22 protein-coding genes and 1 tRNA gene are annotated in these 22,869 nt (G+C 35.4%); 16 read left to right on the top strand and 7 right to left on the bottom strand.

From position 1 onward, the window contains the following. Positions 1-22: 22 nt before the first annotated feature. From LUA90_RS16135 to LUA90_RS16125, 3 genes are all read left to right on the top strand, one after another. Positions 23-895 carry a YegJ family protein gene (locus LUA90_RS16135; RefSeq protein ID WP_231491691.1) on the top strand — a complete coding sequence of 291 codons (873 nt, stop codon included), beginning with the start codon at positions 23-25 and terminating at the stop codon, positions 893-895. After that, a complete protein-coding gene (locus LUA90_RS16130) occupies positions 895-1,677 on the top strand; it encodes a copper homeostasis protein CutC (protein ID WP_231491690.1) in 783 nt (260 codons plus the stop codon). The genes LUA90_RS16135 and LUA90_RS16130 overlap by 1 nt, the downstream gene beginning before the upstream one ends. Before the next feature lie 69 nt (positions 1,678-1,746). Next, complete coding sequence (locus tag LUA90_RS16125) at positions 1,747-2,271, top strand: hypothetical protein (RefSeq protein WP_231491689.1); 525 nt, start codon at positions 1,747-1,749, stop codon at positions 2,269-2,271. Between the two features lie 7 nt (positions 2,272-2,278). Here LUA90_RS16125 and LUA90_RS16120 read toward each other — a convergent pair whose 3' ends face one another. The 3 genes from LUA90_RS16120 to LUA90_RS16110 form a co-directional block, all read right to left on the bottom strand. After that, positions 2,279-2,680 carry a DUF983 domain-containing protein gene (locus tag LUA90_RS16120; RefSeq protein WP_231491688.1) on the bottom strand — a complete coding sequence of 134 codons (402 nt, stop codon included), beginning with the start codon at positions 2,678-2,680 and terminating at the stop codon, positions 2,279-2,281. Between the two features lie 79 nt (positions 2,681-2,759). Further along, complete coding sequence (locus LUA90_RS16115) at positions 2,760-3,341, bottom strand: Crp/Fnr family transcriptional regulator (protein WP_231459754.1); 582 nt, start codon at positions 3,339-3,341, stop codon at positions 2,760-2,762. Positions 3,342-3,348: 7 nt separating this feature from the next. Then, on the bottom strand, positions 3,349-4,338 hold the full coding sequence (locus LUA90_RS16110) for a D-alanine--D-alanine ligase (protein WP_231491687.1): 990 nt from the start codon (positions 4,336-4,338) through the stop codon (positions 3,349-3,351). Between the two features lie 196 nt (positions 4,339-4,534). On the opposite strand from LUA90_RS16110, the gene LUA90_RS16105 reads away from it, so the two are divergent. The 8 genes from LUA90_RS16105 to LUA90_RS16070 all read left to right on the top strand — a co-directional run bounded on the left by LUA90_RS16105 (position 4,535) and on the right by LUA90_RS16070 (position 11,886). After that, positions 4,535-5,305 (top strand): PASTA domain-containing protein, encoded by a 771-nt coding sequence (locus LUA90_RS16105; protein WP_231459756.1) that lies wholly within the window; start codon positions 4,535-4,537, stop codon positions 5,303-5,305. Between the two features lie 19 nt (positions 5,306-5,324). Beyond that, positions 5,325-6,380, top strand: coding sequence for an endolytic transglycosylase MltG (gene mltG, locus LUA90_RS16100; protein ID WP_231491686.1), 1,056 nt, complete (start codon positions 5,325-5,327; stop codon positions 6,378-6,380). Next, positions 6,380-6,790, top strand: coding sequence for a thioesterase family protein (locus LUA90_RS16095; RefSeq protein WP_231459758.1), 411 nt, complete (start codon positions 6,380-6,382; stop codon positions 6,788-6,790). The genes mltG and LUA90_RS16095 overlap by 1 nt, the downstream gene beginning before the upstream one ends. Positions 6,791-6,797: 7 nt before the next feature. Beyond that, on the top strand, positions 6,798-7,787 hold the full coding sequence (locus LUA90_RS16090) for a YihY/virulence factor BrkB family protein (protein WP_231491685.1): 990 nt from the start codon (positions 6,798-6,800) through the stop codon (positions 7,785-7,787). A gap of 96 nt (positions 7,788-7,883) precedes the next feature. Then, positions 7,884-7,968 (top strand) — tRNA-Ser (locus LUA90_RS16085). A gap of 197 nt (positions 7,969-8,165) precedes the next feature. Then, complete coding sequence (gene pta, locus LUA90_RS16080) at positions 8,166-10,256, top strand: phosphate acetyltransferase (RefSeq protein WP_231459760.1); 2,091 nt, start codon at positions 8,166-8,168, stop codon at positions 10,254-10,256. Positions 10,257-10,259: 3 nt separating this feature from the next. Then, positions 10,260-11,456, top strand: a complete 1,197-nt coding sequence (locus tag LUA90_RS16075; RefSeq protein WP_231491684.1) for an acetate/propionate family kinase — start codon at positions 10,260-10,262, stop codon at positions 11,454-11,456. Positions 11,457-11,550: 94 nt separating this feature from the next. Next, positions 11,551-11,886 (top strand): hypothetical protein, encoded by a 336-nt coding sequence (locus tag LUA90_RS16070; protein WP_231491683.1) that lies wholly within the window; start codon positions 11,551-11,553, stop codon positions 11,884-11,886. A 52-nt stretch (positions 11,887-11,938) separates the two neighbouring features. Here the strand turns inward: LUA90_RS16070 and LUA90_RS16065 are convergent, their stop codons facing one another. Both LUA90_RS16065 and LUA90_RS16060 read right to left on the bottom strand, forming a co-directional pair. Next, positions 11,939-12,331, bottom strand: coding sequence for a response regulator transcription factor (locus LUA90_RS16065; RefSeq protein ID WP_231491682.1), 393 nt, complete (start codon positions 12,329-12,331; stop codon positions 11,939-11,941). Positions 12,332-12,369: 38 nt separating this feature from the next. Beyond that, on the bottom strand, positions 12,370-13,134 hold the full coding sequence (locus LUA90_RS16060) for a DeoR/GlpR family DNA-binding transcription regulator (RefSeq protein WP_231459764.1): 765 nt from the start codon (positions 13,132-13,134) through the stop codon (positions 12,370-12,372). Positions 13,135-13,288: 154 nt separating this feature from the next. On the opposite strand from LUA90_RS16060, the gene LUA90_RS16055 reads away from it, so the two are divergent. From LUA90_RS16055 to LUA90_RS16045, 3 genes are read left to right on the top strand one after another with little or no spacing between them, the layout of a single operon-like run. Beyond that, positions 13,289-14,881, top strand: coding sequence for a glycerol-3-phosphate dehydrogenase/oxidase (locus LUA90_RS16055; protein ID WP_231491680.1), 1,593 nt, complete (start codon positions 13,289-13,291; stop codon positions 14,879-14,881). Between the two features lie 19 nt (positions 14,882-14,900). Continuing rightward, positions 14,901-16,391, top strand: a complete 1,491-nt coding sequence (gene glpK, locus LUA90_RS16050) for a glycerol kinase GlpK (RefSeq protein ID WP_231491678.1) — start codon at positions 14,901-14,903, stop codon at positions 16,389-16,391. Between the two features lie 37 nt (positions 16,392-16,428). Further along, positions 16,429-17,166 carry an MIP/aquaporin family protein gene (locus LUA90_RS16045; RefSeq protein WP_231491677.1) on the top strand — a complete coding sequence of 246 codons (738 nt, stop codon included), beginning with the start codon at positions 16,429-16,431 and terminating at the stop codon, positions 17,164-17,166. Positions 17,167-17,353: 187 nt separating this feature from the next. On the opposite strand, the gene ligD is transcribed toward LUA90_RS16045, so the two are convergent. Further along, on the bottom strand, positions 17,354-20,041 hold the full coding sequence (gene ligD / locus LUA90_RS16040; RefSeq protein WP_231491675.1) for a DNA ligase D: 2,688 nt from the start codon (positions 20,039-20,041) through the stop codon (positions 17,354-17,356). A gap of 146 nt (positions 20,042-20,187) precedes the next feature. On the opposite strand from ligD, the gene LUA90_RS16035 reads away from it, so the two are divergent. Both LUA90_RS16035 and LUA90_RS16030 read left to right on the top strand, forming a co-directional pair. Continuing rightward, positions 20,188-20,439, top strand: a complete 252-nt coding sequence (locus LUA90_RS16035) for a hypothetical protein (protein WP_231491674.1) — start codon at positions 20,188-20,190, stop codon at positions 20,437-20,439. 103 nt (positions 20,440-20,542) lie between these two features. Further along, the gene (locus LUA90_RS16030) at positions 20,543-20,905 is read left to right on the top strand and encodes a response regulator transcription factor (protein WP_231459770.1); all 363 of its coding nucleotides are present in this window, start codon (positions 20,543-20,545) and stop codon (positions 20,903-20,905) included. A 52-nt stretch (positions 20,906-20,957) separates the two neighbouring features. Here the strand turns inward: LUA90_RS16030 and LUA90_RS16025 are convergent, their stop codons facing one another. Further along, entirely contained in the window at positions 20,958-22,799 is a 1,842-nt protein-coding gene (locus LUA90_RS16025) for a glycoside hydrolase family 2 protein (RefSeq protein WP_231491672.1), read from the bottom strand. Positions 22,800-22,869: the final 70 nt, after the last annotated feature.

Genomic DNA, 22,869 nt, shown 5'->3' with positions numbered 1-22,869 from the left:
TTAATCTTTAAATAAATAAAACATGGGATTATTATCTAAAATTTTTGGCAAAAAAAATGTAGAAGAACGCAAAGGTGAGCCTGATATGGTCTATGTTCCTAACGAAGATGAACGTATGAACTGGGCTATTGAAAAAGCTAAACTAACCCTTTGGTATTTTGAAGAAAGCCTTGCAAACCCTCAAGCTCATCATGCTTATTTTTCTGTAAAAGTTCATATAATTGATGGAGAAAATGGAGAACACATTTGGTTAACCGAACCCCATTTTGATGCTGAAGGCAACCTTTATGGAACAGTAGGAAATGAACCGGTAAATGTTAACACAGTAAAACTGAATCAAAAGATTGGCATTGACCGCAATTTGATTTCTGACTGGATGACAATTGAAAACGGTAAATTAATTGGAGGGTATACCATAAGAGCCATTAGAGATGGTGTTCCTGAAAATGAAAGGGCAGCATTCGATAATAGCATTGGCTTGTATATTGATGAAGGCGTTGATTATTTTAAGGCCAATCTTGATACACCCGAAGGCGCCATATTAGCCCTTGAAAATGCTTACAATGATAAAAACTTAGATGCAGCAATTGCCTGTAAAAATTTTTATGAAGAAGCCAAAATGATGCTTTCCGCACTTAACACCAATGCAGATGAAGAAATGATTGCCAAAACTGCAGAAGTTTTAGAGGTTTCATTTATTAAAAATATTGAGGAACAAGGTTTTCCGAATTTTTCAGGCTTACAAAATGCCTTCGAAAGGGAAATGATTGATGAGAATCACTGCATTATAACAGAAATATGCTGGTTTCCTGATGGTGGAAAATCAATTCAAAAATTAAATACTTTTAAATCTGATATTGGCTGGAAAGTTTTAGGGCTTATAAATGAACAATAATGAGTAAAGTTTTAGAAGTTTGCGCAAATGGTTATGAATCTGCGTTAGCAGCACAAAATGGTGGTGCCAAACGTGTTGAGTTTTGTGATAATCTAGCTGAAGGCGGAACCACACCAAGCCATAGCCAAATTGCATTGGCCAAGAAAAATTTATCTATCGAAATTTGGCCAATTATCCGTCCGAGAGGAGGCGATTTTCTATACTCTGAGCTCGAATTTGCGCTAATACAGGAAGACATAAAGCACTTTAAATCACTAAATTGTGATGGTATAGTTACAGGAATTCTTTTAGCAGATGGAAGCATAGATTTAGCACGTATGAAAGCGATAATTCAATTAGCTTCGCCAATGAAAGTTGCGTTCCACCGTGCTTTTGATATGACCAATAACATGGAAAAAGCCTTGGAAGATTTAATCGATTTAGGCATCATTCGTGTGCTTTCTTCAGGAGGCGCATCTACTGCTATAAACGGTATAAAAACATTAACCAAGCTTGTAAAACAAGCCAATGGCAGAATTGCTATAATGCCTGGAGCAGGTATAAACAAAAACAACTTAAAAACTTTAATAACAGAAACTGGAGCGAATGATTTTCATGCATCAGCAAAGGCTTATGTTAACAGCAAAATGATATACAGAAACGCTGAAACCAAAATGGGAAGTATCGAAGATGAATATCAATATGAGCTAACATCAGAAGATACTGTTAAAGAATTAGTTGAAATTTTGAATAATTATCCTTACCCCTATAAAGAATACTGCCAAAACCTTAAAAATACATAAATAATTTTAATTGATTAATTTTCAGATAATTAGTAAATTTACGCAACTAAGCATCCAAATAAATTAATCATGAAAAACTCATCAATCTTAATTGGTGTTATACCGCTATTAATGGCCTGCCAATATAGTGGAAAGAATTTAAAAGACGTTTTTTCATCAGATACCATCCAAAGCCCTTACAAAATTCAGGAATTTAAAAATTGGAAACTTGGAACAGATAGTACCAATTCTTTTAAAATGTTAAGACTGCTTAAAGGATTTGAAAAGTTAGATACCGCAATGATGAGCGCCGAAATGGCGGATACAGTAATTTTCTTTTTAGATGGCTATAGATTTAATGGCAGCAGGAGCCGATTGCTACAGCAAATGGAGAACGAATTTAATAGAATGAATACATTTAAAATTACTGTTTACGAGGTGATACCGTTGGTTAATGATAGTGAAGAATCTGTAAATCTCTGGTATGAACAAATCAACATCACAAAAGAAGGTAAAATTGATACCGTTTATCTGTACAATAAAGTTAAATTCAAAAAAGGCAAAATAGTAGAATTAATAGAGTACATACAGCACCCGGTTCCGGTGATTAATTAGCCAATTATTAGGATTTATGTGCCGGTATATCTGGTACGTAACTTAATCCCGGGGTTAACCAATGCAATAATATAACCCTTGAGTAACGGTAATTTATTGGTGAAAGTAAAAAAACCCCTACTAAAATCAGTGCTACGTAATACCACAAATTTTCGTAGATAAGCGGCAAACCTAATACGTATGAGGCTACACCAATGGTTATAATTTCGGCAACATTCATTGCATAACTTACAAACATGGCTACATAAAAAAAGCCAGGCTCTCGCTCAAATTTTAAATTACAGTATGGGCAATTGATATTTGTTTTTTGAAGTTTAAACGCATAAGCATTGCCTGTAAAAATATCACCCTTTCTACATCGGGGGCATTTGCACTTCAATACCGCCTGAAATTTTGTTAGCTCAGCCATAGTTTATTTAATTACTTACAAAAGTAGGCTCAAATACAATAAAAAAATATGACCTAAATCATATATCATACATTTTTTTTTAAGCCTTGTAGATTTTTCCCTTTTTTATGATGATGAAATTCCTGGCAGCCAAACTTTTAACCTCTCTAATAACTGTTTCTACCCTTAAGCCTGTTAGATCTGCTAAATCCTGCCTGGTAACACCCAAACTCTGGCTTTTATCAGCATTGCTAAATAAATAGTTTATCATTGTTAATAACCGATGTTCAGCCTTTTCGTTTGCAAGTTCCTCTAACATCATGGATTTATAAAACAATCTGTTACTCAAAACTTTAATTAAACTCATACTGTAATCTGCATCGGTTTTTATCAAGTTAAAAAAATTTTCCTTACTTACAATTATAATTTCAGAAGCTTTACTCACTATTGTAAAGGCTAAATATGGTTTATCAACTAACAACGCTGGTTCTCCAAAATACTGTCCGGATTGAAAGATACCTTGAATAAATTCCTTGCCATCTTCATTAACCGTTACCATCCGTACCTCGCCGGTTTTCACAAAGAAAACGTTTTTAGGCTGTGTTCCCGGTTCGTAAATTATAGCATCTTTAGCATATTTTCGAACCGGGCAACCCATATCTATTAGCTTCTGTCTATCCATTAACAGACTATCCTTTAAGCGTTTCTTTCATCAATCTGGTATAAAACTCTTTTAAGCTTATACCCATAGCCGCAACTTGCTGAGGAATAAAACTAGTTGCCGTTTGACCTGGAATGGTGTTGATTTCAATAAAGTAAAAATTACCGGTTTCGTGTTCTAAAAAATAATCTATCCTAACCACTCCCCTACAGTTTAACTTTTTGTACACATCAGTTACAATACGATTTACCCGAATTACTTCTTCTTCACTCATATTGCCTGGTGTAATTTCTTCAGTAGCGCCTGGAGTATATTTGGCTTCAAAATCAAAAAATTCATTTGCCGGAATAACCTCTGTGGTTGGCAAAACTACAATCTCGCCTTCGGCACCAAAAACACCGATAGAAAACTCTCTGCCACTTACAAATTCTTCTATTAAAACTTGTGTATCTTCTTTAAAAGCTTTTTCTATAGCAACATCCAAATCATCAGCATGTTTTACTTTGCTCATCCCGATGCTACTACCACCACTATTTGGCTTTACAAAATATGGCAGCTTCAAATCCTGCTTAATGTGATTCAGGTTATAATTTCCATTTCTAAATATTTGAACTGATTTTGCAATGTATAAAGCATCAATTCCATTAACAATAGCTTTGGTATAACCTTTATTCATGGTTATTGAAGAAGTTAAAGCATCACAAGTTGTATATGGAATGCCAAGCATATCGAAATAGCCTTGCAACTTTCCATCTTCACCAGGAGAACCATGAATGGCGATAAAAACACCATCAAATTTTATTTTTCTACCCTCTATAGTTAAGGAGAAATCATTTTTATCAATATCTATCTTTACTGAATCGGCGGGCTCATAAAACCAGCCTTTATCGTTAAGCATTATTTTATAAACATCATATAATTCAGCATCAATATTCTGAGCAATTGTAGCTGCACTTTTAACTGAAACAACCCATTCGCCTGTGGTTCCGCCTGTTAGTAAGGCTATAGTTTTTTTCATTGTAGATTCTTTTATAATTAGAAATTGATGTAAATATATCCTCAAAAATATAAATATCTTTGTGCAAAATTAACTTTGATTAAGAGAAATAATAGAGTTGGTAAGCTTATTGCTTAAAGGCATGCAATACAACAAACCAATAATTAAAATTTGCCTACATTTGAGTTTAATCGCTTTAACAAAGAATTCATAATTGATGTCTAAATTTATAGAATATTTAAAAACACAATCCTTCAGAAAAACCCTTATTGCAGCTGTTTTAACAGTATTTGTATTGCTTCTGGTTGCATTTTTTAGTTTAAGGTTTTACACTAAACATGGTCAAGGGCTTAATGTACCATTAGTAAAAGGCTTATCTTTTGCTGATGCTGTAGTTAAGCTTGAAGAGGCTGGTTTAAAGTACGAGGTAGATTCGGTTTACATTATGGATAAACCTGCAGGCATTGTGATTGACCAGGATCCTGATGCAAATACCTTTGTTAAAGATAACCGCACTATTTACCTAACCATTAATACAGCCAATACGCCAAATACTAAATTCCCCGATATTGCTTTTAAAACACTTAGAGAAGCACAGGCAATTATTGAGAGTTCTCGTTTAAAACTTGGCGATACAACTTATAAACCAGATGTTAGTCGTGATGTAGTCTTAGAAGCAACTTTTGGCGGACAAGCCATTCAGGCAGGGCAAACCATCCCGGTAGGTTCAAGGATTGATTTAGTGCTCGGTGATGGTAGAGGAAACGAGGAAGTTGATATACCTCAATTAACCGGTTTAACGATAGATGAAGCTAAATTTTCGCTTAAAGGTTCTGCTTTAGTTCTGGGGAACATCATCTACGAAGGTACGATTACGGATAGTGCAAATGCAGTAATCACCAAACAAGATCCATCGCCTTTAGATTCGTTAACCAAAGTAGCGATTGGCACAAGAATAAACATCACATTATCTAATAAACAATTATAATCTTTTACGCATTACACAAATGAGCGAGATTGAAAAAAAGAGCCCAACAACAGGTAAAAAAATTGCTTTGACCGTACTGGTTTTGGCCATATTAATTGGCGGATACTTTGCGTTGAATATTTATAAGTTATACTTTGCACCAAACGTTACCGAAAATCAAAAATATCTTTACATCAAAACAAACTCTAGTTATGATGATTTAATCAACAATTTAAAAACTAAAGATATTCTAAAAAGCACTTCATCATTTGCAAGTGCTGCAGGTAAAATGAATCTTGCTACAAGTGTTAAGCCCGGTCGTTATCGTCTAAAAAAGGGAATGACAAACCGTACTTTAATTAACATGATAAAAGCCGGCAACCAGGAACCTGTAAAACTTAAATTTCAAAACATCCGTAAAAAAGAAAATTTTGCAGCTTATTTAGCAAGTAATTTAGAAGCCGATTCTTTAAGTTTTATCAGCTTGATGGACTCTACTAATTTTATTAGTAAATATGGTTTTAATCAAGATAATGTATATACGATGTTTATTCCAAACACCTACGAAATGTATTGGAATGTATCGCCGGTAGAATTTTTTGAGCGAATGCACAAGGAATATGAAAAATTCTGGACTGCAGATCGTAAGCAAAAAGCGGCTAGCTTAAACTTAACAACTGCTCAGGTTTACACTTTGGCATCAATAGTTGATGCGGAAGCGCTTTACGATAAGGAAATGCCGATTATTGCGGGTTTATATTTAAATCGCTTAAACAAAGGCATACTATTACAAGCAGACCCAACGGTAATTTTTGCCAATGATGATTTTACTGTAAAGCGAGTAACCAATAAATTGTTGCAGGTTCAATCGTTATACAATACTTATAAATATGCTGGCTTACCTCCGGGACCGATTATGATGCCAAGCATAAATGCAATTGATGCAGTTTTAAACTACAATAAGAACAATTACATTTATATGTGTGCCAAAGAAGATTTTTCCGGCTACCACAATTTTGCAGAAACCAAAGCAGAGCACGAAATCAATGCAAAGAAATATCGTGATGCATTAAATAAAAGAAACATCTTTAAATAATGTTTGTACACGAAACTAAGGTTAAAGTTCGCTATGCGGAAACTGACCAAATGGGTGTAGTTCATCACGGAAATTACGCTTTGTATTATGAAATAGCCAGAACTGAATGCTTTGAAGCTTGCTCGGGAATAACATACGAATCAATGGAAGCAGATGGTGTGATGTTGCCACTTTTAGAATTGCAATCAAAATTCTTGAAACCGGCCCTTTATAATCAGGTTTTAACAGTTAAATCAATTGTAAAAGAACTGCCTACCGTAAGGCTTAATGTAGAGTACGAGATTTATAACGAAAAGGAAGAATTAATTAATATCGGTAAAACGGTATTGGTTTTTGTAGATAAAACAACACGCAGGCCATGTCATCCACCAAAGAAATTTATGGATGGAGTTAAACCTCATTTTGTATAATTAATTAATGGAATGGTTACATAGGCAATTATTAAATTTCAGGTTTTACTCTAACTTTATTGAGTGGACTAAATCCTGCGTATTGCCTGGTTTCAGCCCATTGCCCCTTTTTACTGTAGCAACCTTCTTTTTCAGAGAAATTAAGAAAGAATCGTTGGTTAATAAATCATCATCATTGGCTTATAGCTTTATGCTGGCCATTTTCCCAAGTATTATATTTCTATTTACTTTAATTCCTTTTATACCAATTTCAGGTTTTCAAGAAAAGCTTTTAAGTTTAATAGAATTGATTCTCCCTCACAATGCGTTTGAAGCATTCGAAACAACGTTAAAAGATATCATCAACAACCAAAACAGAGGTTTATTATCCTTCGGATTTCTGTCGGCAATCTTTTTTGCTACAAACGGCGTTCAAAATCTAATGAAAGCTTTTAACAAAGCTTCGCTGGTAATAGAAACCAGAAGCTGGTTAAAGCAACGCCTTATTGCATTAATCCTTACTATGATAATTTTTTTCTCTATCATTATTTGCATCAGCGCAATGGCCATTGGCGAATTGCTTTTGAATTACATTAAAACAGAACTTCACATTAAAGATAGCTTAGCCGTTTATGCCATTCAGCTTACGCGATGGACATTATTAGCAGCGCTCTATTTTATCACAATCTCTATACTTTACCGATACGGACCATCACACGCAAAGAAATGGAAACTATTTAGTGCAGGCTCCTGGTTGGCCACTATTTTAGCTTTTTTAACCATCTGGGGATTTTCCTTTTACATCAACAATTTCGGTTCATACAATAAAGTTTATGGTTCTATCGGAACCTTAATCGTTATAATGATTTGGCTTTATCTAAACTCCCTGATTTTATTAATAGGCTTTGAGCTTAATGCAAGTATCGATGTGAGTAAAAAAAGTGTGAAAATTATTCGCCCCACCTTTAATCTATTCAAAGAAAGCGACCATATTGAAGGAAATATTTCTAAAAAATAATTTTTTTCTTCCTCTGTGTTAAGCAATTATCAATTTTATATAAAAAAAAGCACATCATAGTTTGCAGATTTGAGCAGAGTTTGTACTTTTGCCTCCGGAAAGCTGGCAGAGTGGTCGAATGCGGCAGTCTTGAAAACTGTTGACTGTCATAGGTCCGGGGGTTCGAATCCCTCGCTTTCCGCTCAAAAAGCTAAAAAATCCTGAATCGAAAGATATCAGGATTTTTTGTTTTAGCAGGATTTTGATTTTTAAAAAAAAGCGAACCGAAGGTAAAAGCTACATTAGAATTATTCTAAATAATTACAATTTACAAATCGCAATTTAAATTTTTCCAACTATCTTGCGGGCTGTTGGTTTATCTATAAAATAACTCTTCGTATGACTAAAAATATCTTCATTGCTTCTGCAGAACCATATACCGGCAAATCGGTAATCGCTTTCGGGATGATTAATATGTTGCTCGCCAAAACGCAAAAAGTTGGCTATTTTAAGCCAATTATTGCTCAGGATGATGTAAATGAAAAAGATAAACATGTGGAGGCAATGCTTGATTATTTTTCTCTGCCGGTTAAATATGAAGATGCCTTTGCTTTCACCAGGCAAGATATGCTACATGAACATCAAAATAGTGGAGATGTCATTAATACAATCATCAGCAAATACAAAAAATTAGAAGATAATTACGATTTTACTGTAATTGAGGGAAGCGATTTTTTGGGTGAAGGAATGGCTTTTGAGTTTGAATCAAATGCATTAATGGCTAAAAACCTCGGAGCCCCGGTATTAATTGTCGTTTCAGGTAAAAACAAAACCGCTAGTCAGCTTTTTAAATCGGCTATAAATATATACCGTAATTTCTTGCTAAGAGATGTACAGGTTTTGGGTGTTGTTGCAAACATGGTTAACCCAGAAGAAGCTGAACGGATTAAACAAGCACTCACTAATCAATTACCGCCCGAGTTATTAATTGCTGTAATTCCTATTGAAAGCGGCTTACAAAGTCCAACAATGAGAGAAATTACAGAAGCATTAGATGCTGAGGTTCTATTTGGAGCAGATTTGATGGATAACCAGGTAGATAATTTTGTAACTGGCGCTATGATGTTGCCCAATTTTTTAAGGCATATAAAGGATAATCTCTTAATTGTTACACCAGGCGACCGTGGCGATATTATTATCGGTTCATTGCAGGCTAATTTATCTGCCAACTACCCAAAGGTTGCAGGTATTGTATTAACTGCGGGCAGTTTGCCTGATGAGCCAATGATTAAGTTGATTGAAGGATTACAGACTATAATTCCGATTATTTCGGTTCAAAAAGGCACTTTTGAAACTACGACGGCAATCGGTTCTATTCATTCAAAAATCACGATTGATAATAAAAAGAAAATTTCACTCGCCATTGAACTATTTGAAAAATATGTTGATTTGAAAGCATTAGATGATAAAATCATCACTTTTAGTTACGAAGGCATAACACCACACATGTTTCAATACAATTTGGTGAAATGGGCAAAAGGCGAGAAAAAACACATTGTTTTGCCCGAAGGGAACGATGACAGGATATTAAAAGCTGTAGAAAAATTAATTACCCAGGATGTAGTTAACATTACATTGCTTGGCGACCCTTTGGAAATTGGAACTTCTATTAAAAGGTTGGGATTAAATCTTGATATCAATTCAATAAATATTCACAATCCGGCACAATCTCCGCAATACGATGATTATGTAGAAACCCTTTATGAACTACGCAAAAATAAAAACGTAAATATGGAAATGGCCCGGGATATGATGACCGATGTTTCTTATTTCGGTACCATGATGGTTTATAAAGGCGATGCAGATGGGATGGTTTCAGGAGCGGTTCATACTACGCAGCATACCATCAGGCCTGCCTTACAATTTGTGAAAACCAAACCAGGCGTATCTGTTGTTTCTTCCATATTTTTTATGTGCTTACCAGAGCGTGTTGCCATTTTTGGCGATTGCGCAGTAAATCCAAATCCGACTGCACAACAATTAGCCGAAATTGCAATTTCATCAGCAGAAAGCAGTTCAAAATTTGGTATAGAGCCAAGAATTGCCATGCTCTCCTACTCGTCTGGAAGTTCTGGCGAAGGCGAAGATGTGGAGCGTGTACGCGAAGCAACTGCAATTGTGAAAGCCAAACACCCGGAATTAAAAATTGAAGGCCCGATACAATATGATGCTGCCGTAGATCCTTTGGTTGGTCAGCAAAAATTACCAGGTTCTGAAGTTGCCGGACGAGCCAGCGTTTTAATTTTTCCCGATTTAAATACAGGAAATAACACTTACAAAGCTGTACAAAGAGAAACCGGTGCATTGGCAATTGGCCCAATGTTACAAGGGTTAAATAAACCAATTAACGATTTAAGCAGAGGTTGCACTGTTGATGATATTTTTAATACCGTAGTTATCACCGCAATTCAATGTCAGGATATAAAATAACCTATGAATATTTTAGTAATTAACTCAGGAAGTAGCTCAATCAAATATCAATTATTTAAAATGCCATCGCCGAAACCCGTTTGCAGTGGGTTGGTAGAGCGCATCGGTATTGAGGGTTCTTTTATAAAACATGTTGTTTTTCCTAATGGAGAAAAATTAACGATAGAAAAGGAAGGATTTATTTCCAATCATGGGGAGGGGTTAAAACAAGTTTTAAGTTTATTATCTGAAGGGCAAAATGCAGTAATTGCCAGTCCAAAAGATATTACAGCGGTTGGACACCGAGTAGTGCATGGAGGAGAACATTTTGCCGGTGCAACATTAATTGATAACGATGTAAAACACCAGATTAAGAAATTATTTTCTTTAGCCCCATTACACAATCCTGTTAATTATAAATGTATTGAAGTAGCAGAGCAAACCTTTAGTGCTGCAAAACAAATTGCGGTTTTTGATACAGCCTTTCATCAAACTATCCCACAAGATGCTTATCGCTATGCGATACCTGAAACTTACTACAAAGAACACGGGATAAGGGTTTATGGATTTCATGGTACAAGCCATAAATACGTTAGCGAACAGGCTATTAAATACCTTAACAAAGGTGAATCGAAAATAATTAGTGTGCATTTAGGCAATGGATGCAGCATCACTGCCATAAAAAATGGAAAATCAATAGATACAAGTATGGGTTTTGGTCCTTTAAGCGGGTTAATGATGGGAACTCGTTCGGGAGATATCGATCCATCAGTAATATTTCATTTAATGGAACATTCTGGTTACACGCTAGAGCAATTAAGTACATTGCTTAATAAACAATCAGGTTTGTTAGGCGTTGGCGGATCGAGTGATATGCGTGATATCAATAAATTAGCTGATGAGGGAAATGAATCTGCTCAGCTTGCGCTTGAAATTTATGCCTACAGGATTAAAAAATTTATTGGCGCTTATACTGCTGTTTTAAACGGTGTTGATGCATTAGTTTTTACCGCCGGAGTTGGAGAGAATGATGCTAAAATGAGGTATTCGGTATGCAAAAACTTAAGTTATTTAGGTATTAATCTAGATGATTCGAAGAACAGAGCATATAGTGGTCAATTATTAAATATAAGCGAAGAAAATTCAAATGTTAATATCTTGGTGATTCCAACCAATGAAGAGTATGAAATTGCTAATCAATGTTTTAATTTGCTAAACTAATCCCCACACTGTTTTTAAATGGAATTAATTTTTTATTTGATAAATAGTTAAAAAGGCAGAATTTATTATTTTTGGGCTTACCAACATTAGATTTATGAAACAATCAATATTAGCCCTCTTGCTTTTAATTACTTTTACTGCATGTAAAAAATCAATACCGCAACCAGATGTTATAAAACTTAACGTTTTTACTACAACAACATTAAATGCAACAACCAATCAACCTGAAATATTGTATTGGTATGTTCGATTTGTAGACAGTGGGGGTTTATATTATACAACATCTACTCAGCGATTAGCTGATTTTAAAGGTATAAAATTCACATATAGTGCAGAAACGCCTTCAGGATTAAAAACCGCCAATAGACTCGAAGATATTGTTGTGTTCATTAACAATTTAGAAGGCGATATTGTAAAAGATTTTAAATAAAAAAAAGCGGGTTTTGCTACATGCAAAACCCGCTTTCATTTATGATTTTCATTTAAGCTTTCGCTTCTTTTCCTTCTCTGGCCTTATTAATTTGAGTATTTATGCGTTCAAGTACATCATAAATATCAAATGGCTTACTAATATAATCATCAGCAAATGCATCAATTGCTTTTTGCTCGCTGTTATTTTGTGCAGACATTACTATAATTGGGATGTGCTTAGTAAAAATATCTGTTTTTAAATCTTCGCAGATTTCTGCTCCATTCCCATCAGGTAACATTACATCAAGCAAAAATAAATCCGGCATTGCATCCTGAATGTTCTTTTTTAACTCTGAAAATGATGATGAAAGTTGAAGTTCGAAACCCTCCTCTTTTAAAAGAATCTCGATTACATTTCTGATTTCCTGATCATCTTCTAAAATGTGTATGCGTTTTTTTGACATAGTTCAAATTATTGTTTGGTTTAAATATCGAAAATATACTATACGATAGTAACAGTAACACCTAAACCTTCTAAATGTTTTACAATTTGTTCAGAAATTCCTTTATCTGTTATAATGTGATCGATTTCCTCTAATCCACAAATTTTACCGAAGCCTCTCTTGCCAAATTTTGTAGAATCTGCAAGTACAATTGTTTTTTGCGAAACGTTAATCATTTTTCTGTTTAAATGCGCTTCCATGGCATTTGTAGTGGTTAAACCAAAGTCTAAATCTATACCATCAACACCTAAAAAAAGTTTATTGAAGTAAAAATCACCTAACACTTGTTCGGCATAACTACCCATTACAGATGATGAACTTTTTCTCAGCAAGCCACCCAATTGTATAACTTCAATACTGCTTTCTCTCATTAATTCTAAAGCCACATTTAATGCTGATGTTACCACGGTTAAATTGGTACCGGCCGGAATATTTTTAGCAAAATACAATACAGTGGTGCCTGATGCAATAACGATTGATTCATTCTCGCTAAGTAATTGAGCGGCAGCTAATCCTATTTTATTTTTTTCAGAAGATTGCAGCTTTTCCTTTTCATTTACTGGCCTGTCTACCGTATATGGGTTATTCATGGTTGCACCACCATGCGTTCTGAACAAAAGATTTTTATCTTCAAGGAGTTTTAAATCCTTTCTTATCGTAACAGAAGATACTTTCAGTTCCTTACACAAATCTACAACATTGATGTATTGATCTCTTTGTAAGCGACTTAAAATTAACTGGTGCCTCTCGGCTAAATTCATCATAACAGTTTGGTATGTTTTTCAAACGCCACAAATTAAGAATTTGAAAAGTCAATCGGATAAATAAAATAATAATTTTTTAACGTGAAGATTATATTATTTCGATTATGATTACGTATAATTGCGTATTGTTTCGTTTTATTACCTTTTGTTTTAAATGACTAGATTACATAATCCTATTATTGAAGAAAATGCCAATTGGGACATCATCATTATTGGTGGTGGTGCCACCGGTTTAGGAACAGCCTTAGATGCAACAACAAGAGGTTTAAAAACACTTTTGGTAGAGCAATCTGATTTTGCCAAAGGAACATCGAGCAGAAGCACCAAACTGGTTCATGGTGGCGTTCGTTATTTGGCACAAGGTGATATCGGTTTGGTAAAACATGCTCTGGAAGAAAGAGGATTATTACAAAAAAATGCGGCACACCTGGTTGGTAAGGAAGCTTTTATTATACCATGCTACAGTTGGTTTTCGATTATCAAATATTTAAGTGGTTTAACTATTTATGATTGGTTATCAGGAAAGTACAGCTTCGGAAAATCTGAATATTTATCGAAGCGTGAAACTTTAAGTTTGATGCCTGAAATTAAAGCGAAGGGCTTAAAAGGTGGAATAAAGTATTTTGATGGCAAGTTTGATGATGCAAGATTGGCCATAAATATTGCTCAAACAGCTATTGAAAACGGGGCTACTTTATTAAATTATACCAAGGTAATTTCCTTGCAAAAAAATGGGGAAAGCATTACCGGTATTGAAACAGAAGATACGCTTACCGGTAAAAGGAATAACTTTAAAGGAAAAGTTATTATAAATGCAACAGGTGTTTTTGTTGATGATATTCTGAAGATGAACAACCCTAACTCCAAAAATATGGTTAGGCCAAGTCAAGGTATTCATATCGTGCTTGATAAAAGCTTTTTAAATACAGACTCTGCATTGATGATTCCAAAAACATCAGACGGACGAGTGCTTTTTGCAGTGCCATGGCATAAGCATTTATTGGTTGGAACTACCGATACTCCAATAAATGAGCACAGTTTAGAACCAAAAGCATTACGAGTGGAAGTAGATTTTATATTAGCAACTGCAGCATCATACTTCAATCGTAAACCTTTGGAAAGTGATATCTTGAGTGTTTTCTCCGGATTACGCCCATTAGCAGCACCTTCTAATAACGATGGAAACAGCACAAAGGAAATCAGTCGCGATCATAAGTTATTAATCTCTGCGAAAGGATTGATAACCATCACAGGCGGCAAATGGACTACCTATCGCCGCATGGCAGAAGAAACGGTGAACTTAGCCATTATGCATGCTAATCTGAAATCAAATGATTGCAAAACCAGAACATTAAAAATTCATGGTTGCAACAATTTTAGTGATAATAATTTCCTCGATATTTATGGAACAGATAAGTCTGCCATTGAAGAATTGATGGCTAAAAATCCGGAATTAAGCGAAAAACTACATCCAGATTTTCCTTACAATAAAGCAGAAGTGGTTTGGGCAATAGAAAATGAAATGGCCGAAACTGTTGAAGATGTATTAAGTCGCCGTTTACGGGTTTTATTCATTGATGCCAAAGCAGCAATGGAAATGGCACCGAAAGTAGCATCAATTTTAGCAAAAGCGTTACAGGCAAATGCAGATTGGGAACATAACCAGATTGAAATTTTTAATAATTTGGCGCAAGGCTATATTTACAACAACGATAAAAAAGCACAATCGGTTTTAACCGAACAGTAACCTAACCTAATATTACATTATGAGCAAGTTTATCTTGTCTATCGACCAGGGAACCACCAGTTCGAGGGCAATTATTTTTAACCACGATGGCGAAATTGTTGCCATAGCACAAAAAGAATTCACACAAATTTATCCAAAGGCTGGTTGGGTAGAACATGATCCATTAGAGATTTGGTCAACCCAGCTTTCGGTTGTTGCAGAGGTAGTTGTAAAAGCTGGCTTAACGGTAAATGACATTAATTCAATTGGCATTACCAACCAACGTGAAACAACTGTTGTATGGGATAAAGAAACCGGAATTCCGGTATATAATGCTATTGTTTGGCAAGACAGAAGAACATCTGCATACTGCGATGAAATTAAAGCCCAGGGTTTATCAGAGAAAATTCAAGGAAAAACCGGGTTAATTATTGATGCATATTTCTCCGCAACAAAAGCTAAATGGATTTTGGAGAATGTTGATGGTGCAATGGAAAAAGCAAAGGCCGGCAAACTTGCTTTTGGAACGATTGATACTTGGTTAATCTGGAAACTTACAGCAGGAGATAAACATGTAACTGATGTTACCAATGCTTCCCGTACCATGTTATACAATATTCATACACTTTCGTGGGATAAAGAATTACTTCAGCTTTTCGGTATCCCAAAAGAAATGCTCCCGGAGGTAAAATCATCAAGTGAAGTTTATGGAGAAACCGCCGGAAAAATACTCGCTGCAAAAATACCTATTGCAGGAATTGCAGGCGACCAGCAATCAGCACTTTTCGGACAAATGTGTACAGAGGTTGGAATGGTTAAAAATACCTACGGTACAGGTTGTTTTATGCTGATGAATATTGGAACGGAGCCTAAAATATCTGCAAATAATTTGTTAACCACAATTGCCTGGAAAATAAAAGATGAGGTACATTATGCTTTAGAAGGCAGTATTTTTATTGGTGGTGCTGTTGTACAGTGGCTTCGGGATGAAATGGGTTTAATTTCAAAATCTGCCGATGTAGAAACATTGGCTAAAAAGGTTCCCGATACGCAAGGTGTGTATATTGTACCTGCTTTTGCAGGATTAGGTGCACCACACTGGGATCAACATGCCCGCGGAACCATTACAGGCTTAACCCGAGGAACAAATAAATCGCACATTGCCAGAGCAGCACTCGAAAGTATTGCCTACCAAACCATGGATGTTTTAAAAGCTATGGAAGCTGATGCAGGTGTAAATATTGCCGAGTTACGTGTTGATGGTGGTGCAACTGCCAACGACTTACTTATGCAGTTTCAGGCTGATTTGCTAAACAGCACAGTAGTAAGGCCTCAGGTAACTGAAGTAACCGCAATTGGCGCCGCTTATTTAGCCGGTTTGGCTACGGGTTTTTGGGATAGCATAGAACAAATTCGTTCTCAATGGAAAATTAATAAAACTTTTACTGCTACCGAAGGCATTGATAATACCGAAAATATTAAAGGATGGAACAGAGCGGTAAAAGCAGCAAGAGTTTGTGCAGAACATTAAAATATTTACGATATTTAATATTTAACCAAATATAAAAATGACAGAATTTGTAGCAGAATTTATAGGCACAGCGCTAATAATTCTACTTGGAAATGGTGTGGTTGCCAATGTAGTATTAAAAGAAACCAAAGGCAATAATAGCGGATGGATGGTAATTACAACTGCCTGGGCGCTTGCAGTATTTGTAGGTGTTGTAATTGCAGCACCATACAGCGGCGCACACTTAAATCCGGCGGTAACAATCGCTTTGGCAATAACCCAAAAATTTGCATGGATAAAAGTTCCATATTATATTTTAGCCCAACTTTGTGGCGCCATGCTTGGTTCAATTTTGGTTTGGTTAATTTATAAAGACCATTTTGATGCAACAGAAGATAAGGGTTTAAAAGCTGCACCATTTGCTACAGCACCGGCAATTCGTAATTATAAATCCAATTTATTCTCAGAAATTATCGGAACATTCGTATTGATTTTCGTTATCTTTTATTTTACAAATGCAGAAATGGGAACCGATAAAACACCCATCGGATTAGGTTCTATTGGTGCAATTCCGGTTGCATTTTTGGTTTGGGTAATTGGACTTGCCTTAGGTGGCACTACAGGTTATGCCATAAACCCCGTGCGAGATTTAGGCCCGAGGATTATTCACAGCATTATACCAATGAAGGGTAAAGGGTCTAGCGACTGGGCTTATGCATGGGTGCCTATTGTTGGCCCAATATGCGGTGCAGCACTCGCGGCATTGCTTTATTTAGCATTGAATTTTAAATATTAACACCATTTAAAAATAACTGTAACAAAGAATTAACATTGTTTTTAATGATGTAAATAATGATTTAAGATCAAATATTTGATACCTTTGTTTGATTCATTCATGTTTGAGCGCATGTTTGGGTTTAGATATGGATAGGCCTTGTGCCTATCCTTTTTTATTTCTATAATCCAAAGCAAAGCTGATTAAATTACCCAAAGGTTTCTTTCGCTTTAGCAATTGCCTTTTTTAAATCAATACCCTTACCTAAAACACCTTTAAATAAATCACCTTCCGATTTTAATCTATCTAATGTATTGAAAATATGAAAGTCAGTCATTTTTAATCCTGGTTTAACTTCGCTCCAATCTAATGGCATTGAAACTGTTGCACCGGGTTTTGGCCGCAATGAGTATGGTCCGGCAATGGTTGCACCTGGTCGGTTTTGAAGAAAATCAAGATACATTTTGCCTTTTCTTGCAGAGATTGTCCGCTCTAGTGTGGTAAAATCTGGTATTTGTTTATTAACCAGGCTCACAATAATTTTTGCAAACATCTGGCTTTGCTCGTATGTATATTTTGCATTTAGCGGAATATAAATATGGATACCTGTTGAACCAGATGTTTTTGGGAAACTTGGAACATCCAGGGCATCTAAAATCGTTTTGGTTTGATTTGCCGCTTCTATAACCTGATTAAAAGTATGTTTGTCGGGGTCCAAATCAATTACACAATAATCCGGATTATCAGGTTTTTGAATTCTGCTAAACCAAGGATTGATTTCTATACAACCTAAAGATGCCATCCAAAGTAATGTATCAACTCCGTTGCCTACCAAATATTCTTTCTTCTCTCCTTCCCCATTTTCATAAGGAAAAGTTTCTGCCCATTCTGGCGCTTTACCTTTAACATCTTTTTGATAAAAACTTTGACCATCTATCCCGCCAGGGAAACGATTTAAAGATTGAGGCCGGTCTTTTAAATAAGGCAAAATATAATCAGCAACCTGATAGTAATAATTAAACATATCTCTTTTGCTTATTTTATCCTTCGGCCAGTAAAGCTTGCTTAAGTTGGTAAATTTTAATTCATGGCCTTTAATTTTTCTTACCTGCGTTTCATCCTTCGGATTTAATAAAGTTTTAGAGGTTTGAGCCTTTGGTGGCTTAAGTGCTTTTGCATGGTTTTCTGTATCATCAATTAACTCATCTGTTGGAATTTCTTCCTCCCTTATTACTTCCTTTGCGTTCTTATCTGCTCGCATACCTTGAAATGATGGGTGACGAAAAACGCCATCATCAGTAATTTCAGTAAAAGCAACTTCACAAACTAATTCAGGTTTTAACCAAATTGCCTTCGCCTTCGGCGGATTTGGCCTAAACCTCGAAGGTTTATTTACATCCGGTAATTCATCAAAAGGCATTTTCTTTGTTACCAATGGCTCGAAAGCAGCCATCATTTCTTTTTGCAACTTATCAGAAAAACCCGTACCAACCTTTCCTACGTATTTTAAATTTTTTCCTTCGTAAACACCAAGTAGAAGCGAACTGAATGCTTTTGATGTATCATCGTTTCTTGTATAGCCGGCAATAATGACTTCCTGCCTTTTGCTAACTTTAATTTTTAACCATTCTTTAGAGCGTTTATTTAACACATAGGTACTATTTGATTTCTTAGCAATAATCCCTTCTAAACCCATTCGTTTGGCTGCATCAAAAAAATCGATACCGTTAGCTTTAAAAACTTTGCTCAACCTGATTCTGTCATCATCTGTTGGCAATATTTCTGCCAGAATAGCCTGGCGTTCGGCCAAGGTCAAATCCATCAGATTTTTATTGTTGTACCAAAGCAAATCAAATACGTAAAATATCAGTTCTCCATCAGCCTCGCTTCTCCAATTTTGTAAAGCGCCAAAGTTTGATATGCCTTTGTTGTTTAAAACCAGAATCTCACCATCAAAAACTGCATCAATCTTCTGCTTACCCAATAAATCGTATATCGGGTAAAACTTATCATTAAATGATTTATTATTTCTGGAAAGAATATCAACCTTACCCTTGTTTATAAACGCTAAAGCCCTGTAACCATCCCATTTAACTTCATACTGCCATTCATCATCGTCAAAAGGTTCATCAACTAATGTAGCGAGCATCGGCTTGATGTTTTTTGGCATCGCTGTCTTTTTAGCTTTTGCAAGTAATTTCTTTACATCAAAATTCTTATCATTTTCTTCCGTATCTATCTTCTGTTCTAATTTATCCTGTTGTGTTTTTTTTGCAGGTTTTATTTGCGCTTCATGGCCATCCTTCCAAACGGTTTCAGGTGTTTTTTCCATCATTTTGATGTTCTTACCAGAAAGCACAGATTTATCTTCTTTCGTAATATCTTTAGCTGATGCAAAATCATCTTTGTGTTTAATAAGTAACCAGCCATTTTCGCCCATTCCGTTTGTTTTAACCAATGCAAATTCGCCTTTTAGCTTTTTACCATGTAAAATAACCTTTAACGAACCTTGTTTAAGCTGTTCCAACAAGTGCTTTTCCTGGGCTGCTTTACCTTTTATCTTTTCAATGGGCTCATAAGTTCCTTCATCCCAAACGATAACCGTACCACCGCCATATTCACCCTTTGGTATAATGCCTTCAAAATTTCGATAATCGAATGGATGATCTTCAACCATCATTGCTAATCGCTTATTTTTTGGGTCGGTAGATGGACCTTTTGGCACTGCCCAGCTTTTTAAAACACCATCCATCTCCAGCCTAAAATCGTAATGTAAACGAGATGCGTCATGTTTTTGAATCACAAAAATCAACTTTGTTTTACTAGAACTTTTACCAGATTTAGGTTCTGCTGTTTTAGAAAAATCCCGTTTCGATTTATATTTTGTTAAACTCATATCAGCTAAATATTAAACTACATAATATAAAACCATAGGTAAACGCAAAGGTTTCAAAATAAAATTTATCAGCATATATCTGATAATCAGAATATTATTAAAACCATTTAACAATTACAGAGGTTGTTTTAATAAATACATCCATTATGAGAATAAAAGGTACAGTGGTTATTACGCTAAAATCTGGAGAAAAGGCCCTGATTTTATTAACCGAAAGCAAAGCAGATCAATTTAAACTTTACCAACATTTAGCTACGGATGCTTATCAATTCAAAAATGAGTTATCTGAAGAGGAACCGGAGATTAAATATATTTCTTCAGGATTTAAAACTGACGAAAACGAAATTATTTGGGACGATAATTACATTGCTGTTCCCAATTGGTACGATAAAAATTAGCTGTTATTTTAAACGACCTGAACGTTGATAAATGCATGATTGTGAATAAATAACGTAAACCAAAAGTTCTATTATTTCGTTTTTAAAGCATAGAATTAAGCTTATGAAAAAGTGTATCTATGTTGTAGAGGATAATCCTAACATTAGAGAAATTATAGAATTTCTACTAACCGAAGAACTTTATGAAGTTAAAACTTGTAAGGATACCAAAGCATTTTGGCAGCAAATGCAAATGCAAGCCCCAGACATGATAATTTTAGATATCATGTTACCCGATGGAAATGGAATTGACATTTGCACGGCGCTGAAAACAAATGCCAGAACACACAATATTCCGGTTATGATGATGTCTGCAAATAACCATTTAGCACAAGTAAAATCTAAATGCACCGCCGAAGATTTTATAAACAAACCGTTTGATTTAAATGATTTTGCTGAACGCGTAGGAAAATACGCACCTAATTAAAAAGGGAAATTAAATTAATAATTTCCCTTTTTGTTGTTATTCGAATTAAAATCTACTTTACCAAAGCAGTATTGTAAAGCTTTTTATGGAGCTTGAACAACTCGGCAGATGGCATTTTAATTACCTTTCTATCATAAGTCATGTAGCCATTTATTTCACCTTCCACATCTGTAGTTTGCGTATAAACGGCTGCCGATAAACCTAAAGGAATCAGCTCGACCATCTTTTCCATAAAGGTTTTGTATTTACTTAACATTTCATCAGCAGTTTTAAAGCTCTGATAACCCCAGTTATTTTTATTTTGCCAGGTATGGCCGTTTACCGGCAAACCCAAACCACCAAATTCGCCTAAAACCAATATTGTATTTTTTCCAAATAAATCAGGACGAGGCATTGCTGGTTGCGGGTAATGGTGTAAATCTGTAAAATGCCCGGTATTAAAGAAATTTCCTCCACTCGCACTATTAACTAATCGAGATGGATCTTTTTTCATTGTCCACTCTGTAATCTCTTCGGTTTTAAACTGTCCCCAGGCTTCGTTAAAAGGCGTCCAAACTACAATGCATGGATAATTATGCAAAGCATCCATAATGGCCGTCCATTCTTTGCGGTAATAGCCTTCAGATTCAGTTGTTCTTTTTTGCTCAGTTCCTCTTCCAATAATTCCGGGATTTGGTTCCCAGCCATTTCCTAAATCGCCACTCGGCATATCTTGCCAAAGCAACATTCCGATTTTATCACAATAATTATAATATCTGGCCGATTCAACTTTAATGTGTTTCCTTATCATATTAAAACCCATTTTTTTAAGTTCATCGATATCAAATTTCATTGCGGCTTCTGTTGGTGGCGTATACAAACCATCTGGCCAAAAACCTTGGTCTAACGGGCCGTACTGAAATAAAAATTTGTTATTTAAAAACATCCTTTTAATTCCATTGGCATCAACACAGGTAGAAATTTTCCGCATAGCGAAGTAACTTTTTACCTCATCAATAATTTTGCCTTGTCTGATAATACTAATCCTTAAATCATATAAAAAAGGGCTATCAGGCGACCAAAGCTTCGGATTTTCTACTGGTACGACTGCTACTTCACCAGCTTTAACTTGATTTTGTGAGATAACTTTGTTACCACTTAAAACCTCTATTCTAATTAAATCGGCAGCTTGTGCTGAGGTAATATTTGCAGAAACAGAAATTGTTTTAGCGTCAATATCTGGAGTTTGTTTAGTATTTTGGATGTGTGTTTTAGCCACACCTTCAATCCAAACGGTTTGCCAGATTCCGGTTACAGGAGTATACCAAATACCTTCTGGTTTTTTAACTTGCTTGCCTCTTGGCTGAGGCCCTTCATCTGTTGGGTCCCAAACTTTTACATTAATTTCTTGTACGTTACCCTTTTTTAATAAGGCAGTTATGTTAAAACTGAAAGGATCAAAACCACCCTCGTGCATGCCTGCTAGTTTGCCATTTACGTAGACCTCGGTTTGCCAATCAACCGCACCGAAATGTAATAGAACCTCCTTATTTTTTAATGTCGAAGGAATTGTAATGTTATTTTTGTACCATAAAATACTATCCTTACCAACTGTTTTCCCTACACCAGATAGTGCCGATTCTACAGCAAAAGGAACCAGGATTTTTCCGTCATATTTCGTGGGTTCTTTAGCTGATTTCGGAATAATTGCATATTCCCACAATCCATTCAAATTTTTCCAATTATCGTTTCTAACCAATTGTGGACGTGGATATTCTGGCAATGGCGCATTTGGATTTACCTGTGCAGCAAAGTCAGTTACAATTTTATCTTTTTTGTAAGACCAGCTGGTTTGTGCATAAACACTAAAGCTTACTAAGACGCTTAAAGGGATGAGTAGTTTCCAAAATTTCATTATATCTGTGGTTAGGCAGTAAATATAGTAAATCCTTTTAGCTACGTTATTTTACAACAAATTATTTACC

This window comes from Pedobacter sp. Leaf170, assembly GCF_920984665.1.
In the GTDB taxonomy this organism is placed as follows: domain Bacteria; phylum Bacteroidota; class Bacteroidia; order Sphingobacteriales; family Sphingobacteriaceae; genus Pedobacter.
Note: the sequence above shows the minus strand (reverse complement) of the source record. Positions and strands in the feature narration are given on the sequence as shown.